The sequence below is a fragment of the Blautia sp. Sow4_E7 genome, assembly GCF_052116245.1.
Lineage (GTDB): Bacteria > Bacillota > Clostridia > Lachnospirales > Lachnospiraceae > Blautia_A.
The window spans coordinates 1-4,132 of the sequence record NZ_JBQKLL010000084.1; the positions used below are offsets into that span (position 1 = coordinate 1).

Annotated in this window: 3 protein-coding genes; all 3 read left to right on the plus strand. The window is 41.6% G+C overall.

The features are described 5' to 3' along the window. Window positions 1-145: 145 nt before the first annotated feature. Genes ACTQ50_RS19145 through ACTQ50_RS19155 form a run of 3 tightly spaced genes read left to right on the plus strand, consistent with a single transcriptional unit; the run spans window position 146 to window position 4,039 of the window. Window positions 146-2,047 (plus strand): tyrosine-type recombinase/integrase, encoded by a 1,902-nt coding sequence (locus tag ACTQ50_RS19145; RefSeq protein WP_227100158.1) that lies wholly within the window; start codon window positions 146-148, stop codon window positions 2,045-2,047. Then, on the plus strand, window positions 2,044-3,012 hold the full coding sequence (locus ACTQ50_RS19150; RefSeq protein WP_441485490.1) for a tyrosine-type recombinase/integrase: 969 nt from the start codon (window positions 2,044-2,046) through the stop codon (window positions 3,010-3,012). Before ACTQ50_RS19145 ends, ACTQ50_RS19150 begins: the two co-directional genes overlap by 4 nt. Further along, a complete protein-coding gene (locus ACTQ50_RS19155; protein WP_441485491.1) occupies window positions 3,002-4,039 on the plus strand; it encodes a tyrosine-type recombinase/integrase in 1,038 nt (345 codons plus the stop codon). Before ACTQ50_RS19150 ends, ACTQ50_RS19155 begins: the two co-directional genes overlap by 11 nt. Window positions 4,040-4,132: the final 93 nt, after the last annotated feature.

The window sequence follows — 4,132 nt, forward strand, 5'->3', positions numbered from 1 at the left end:
GCCTTATACCCATGTTTTTGTAATGTTGATCTTTTAAATTATTTTCCATAAATCCTCACTTTCTTGTAAAAAAGATGAGCATTATCAGATACGCTATTATCAGGTTTTCCCCTCGAATGGGAAGCCGGAAAGGAGCGCATTTGATATGCAAATAAACTATTTAGATGCTATTTCATCAGTTCTCAATATGATGAAACAGCCAGACAGTGCATGTAAAAATATAGACATGCACAGAACCTGTTATACTACACTCTTCAAGTACCTGATGGATAAGGGCATTCCTTTTTCAATGGATGCCGCACTGGACTGGCTTGAGATTAAAAAACGGGAAATTTCCTATGAAACGTATTCTCAATATAGAAATGCCCTGTTCCGCCTCGACCATTACTTGCTCTTTGGAGATATCAAAAGTTCTTTCTGCCGCTCAGAAAATAGTTTTTTCTGCCGGAGCGGAATATCGGAATCTTTTTTTCGCCTGACATATGAGCTGGAAGAATACTATGCGACCACACAGAATCCCTGCTATTACCATACGTATTCTGTTGCCATCAAGGAGTTCTTCAGGCTTGCTACTTCCCTGGGAGTTACAGAGCCGGAAGCAATAACCATAGATACTCTTATCGAATACTGGAATACTTACTGCAAATCCTGTAAATCTCTTGCCAGACGTCAGAACGCCGTATGTGCCATGACAGCACTTATGAAATATCTTCACCGCAGAGGTGATGTGCCAGAGTGTTACCAGCGGGTTCTTTTTGGTGAGAACGTTGAAATACTGCTTGAGATGAGACTTTCTAAAACAGGTACCGCATTTCACCCGAGTACACCTCTCGAACTTAAAGCTGATGAATATCTTGACGCTTTGGACGATTGGAAATACATGGAATCATCAAAAGCTGTTTATCGCAATGATTTCACATGGTATTTCATGTTTCTGGAACTTAACCATCTGGAACACTCGGAAGAAACTGTGACATCATGGATAGATATACTTCCGGATTGCCCGAATCAGATCAAAGCCAGCAGTTCCGGCTCAGCTCATCGTACACACACTATCAGAATGTTTGAAAAGTATCTCCAGGGCATAATGGAATCCAATATAATCGCTGAGCCGATGCGTGCATCTGATCATCTTCCATCATGGAGTAAAAGCATCCTTGATGGTTTCATAGAAAGCCGCAGGCGGGATGGAATGACCGATAAGACACTTACCATGTGCAGGGCAGCCGGAGGCAGTTTCTTCAAATATCTTGAAGATAATGGAATAGATAATCCAGTCTCCATAACACCCGATGTGGTTAAATCGTTTCATAACCATGATGTCCACTCGACCCCGGAAAGTAAAAATGCATATGGAACCAAGCTTCGTCAGCTTCTACGTTACATGGCTGACCAGGATCTGATTTCACCAACACTTGCTTTTGCAGTATCTGCAAGCTGTGCTCCTCATCGCAGCATAGTTGATGTTCTGAGCGATGCTATGGTCGAGAAAATATATGAATATCGTGAGAAAGCTTCTACTCCCATGGAACTCAGGGACACAGCTATGGTCATGCTTGGACTTCGAATGGGTATCAGGGGAGCAGACATCCTAAAGCTTCAAGTAAATGATTTTGACTGGAAAAACAAAACTGTTTCCTTCATTCAGCAGAAAACAAGAAAAGCAATAACGCTTCCAGTCCCAACGGATGTAGGTAATTCAGTATATAAATACATCATAAATGGACGTCCGGAATCGGCTGTCACAGGCAACGGATATATATTTATTCGCCATCAGGCACCATATATTCCGCTTAAAGTTACAACGGCGTGCCGTGGAGCTTTAAAAAGAATACTTGCTGAATATGGATTTGAATTATCTGCTGGTCAGGGCTTTCATATGACACGAAAAACATTTGCCACAAGAATGCTTCGGGCAGACAACAAACTTGATGATATTTCCAATGCTCTCGGACATGCACGTCAGGAAACAGCAGAGGTATATCTTGAACATGACGAAGATAAAATGAGGCTCTGCCCTCTGGAATTTGGAGGTGTTTTATCATGACATACATTTTTGAGAGCGGTCTGGCACATCATATCGAAGGACTTATACAGCAAAAACGAGCTGATGGATATGCCTATAATTCCGAAGAAAAGCTATTAAAACGCTTTGATACCTTTTGCGCACAGAATTATCCGGAACTGACAACAGTCACTTACGAAATGGCAGCCAAATGGTCAGAAGCCAGACCGGGCGAAGGAGATGCCTATCATAATCGCCGTATGTCGATGGTGAAGGTGCTGGGTGAATATATCCTTTCCCTTGGTCAGGAAGCATACATTCCTAATTTTTTCTGCAAGGCTTACCGTCCGGTTCTTTACATTCCATCAAAAGAGGAAGTTAAGGAACTGCTACAGAAAATGGATATCCGCACGTCTCATAATTCAGAGCAATTCAGACTCGATAGAGAGTGCAAGATTCTTTTTCTCCTATATTTTTGCTGTGGTCTGCGTCTGTCAGAAGGGCGACTGCTAAAATGGGAGCATATAGACCTGGATAAAGGAATCCTTACTGTCCTTGGCTCAAAGGGTAACAAAGACCGCCTTGTATATCTTCCGCAGGATAGCCTTCCGATACTTAAAAACTATAAAGAAAGTCAGGAAATGCTTTTTCCCGGAATTGACTGGGCTTTTCCGGGAAAAGATCCACATAAGCCTGTTTCGTGCTCTGGAGTAGAATCAAGTTTTAACCGCCATTGGGCCATGCTTCCGGTTGCCAAGACGATTGATAAACATCCGACACCCCACTGTTTACGCCATGCTTTTGTAGTAGAGAGATTTAATGAGTGGATGCATCAGGGGATTGATACAAACACTATGCTCCCATATTTAAGCAGATACCTTGGACACAAAAGTCCTGATGAAACGTATTATTACTATCATCTTGTAGAAAAGGCATTTGATACCATCCGAGAGAAAGATTCAGTGTCTGGGAAGGTCATTCCGGAGGTGATTCCCTATGAAGAATAAATCAGCGAAGATATCAACCGACCAGCTGTTCTTTTCTAAAACATGGAACTTTCTAAATGTTTATTTGGTAAAGCAGGTCGGACGCAGTCAGGCTACAGCAGAATCCTACAGAGATTCCCTTACAATATTTAAAAACTACCTTGTAGGTGAATTAGGTAAATCCATAAGCACCTTTCAGTTTTCTGATTGTACCAAAGAATGTATTTATAATTTCAGAGAATATCTGCTTGCAAATGGCAGCCAGCCATCAACTGTAAATGTAAGAGTCGCGGCTATCCGTGCTTATCTGAACTATGCCTCGGATATGGACATATCAATCCAGTCAGTTGCCCTGGCAATCAGTCAGATTTCACCATGCAAAACCATAAAAAAGGAAAAGCCTATTCTGTCCGATGATGCACTTGCTGCAATACTGTCTGCACCGCCGAATACGAAATTCGGTGTAAGAGACCGTGCTATTTTGATCCTTCTCTATGATACAGCTGTAAGAATCAGTGAGCTGCTTAACATTCGCTTATGCGATATCGCAATGGAATCAAAATATCCCAATATTTTCATAACCGGCAAAGGTAACAAAGAGAGAACCATACAATTAACAGCTAAAGCAGTCGAACACCTTAGGGAATATATACGTGTATATCACAGTAATTCTTCCAAAGAAGCATATTTATTTTCCACAACGATAAAAGGTGTAACAGACAGGATGTCCGTTGGAAATGTCCAGCGGATTATAAAAAAATATGCAGCTCTGGTCAGTGAATCAGGGATTAGCCTTCCGGATTCGGTTCACTGTCACATGTTCCGCCGGACCAGAGCCACAAATCTTTATCAGGATGGAATCGCCATTGAGCTTGTTTCTACAGTGTTAGGACATGCCAGAACTGATACAACCAAAAGCTACTATGCAAAGCCATCTGTTGAACAGCTTAGAGACGCAATGGAATCTGTTCCAACACCTGTATCTGATGAAGCACCAATGTGGGAGGGCAACGAAAATGAAATGGCAAGACTTTGTGGATTACGCTAACGAATAATGCTCATCTTTTAGTAGTAAAACGTCTTATTTCTCAGCATTCTTTAAAATGATTAACATTTTGGAATGCTGAGTATAAGGCTTCAA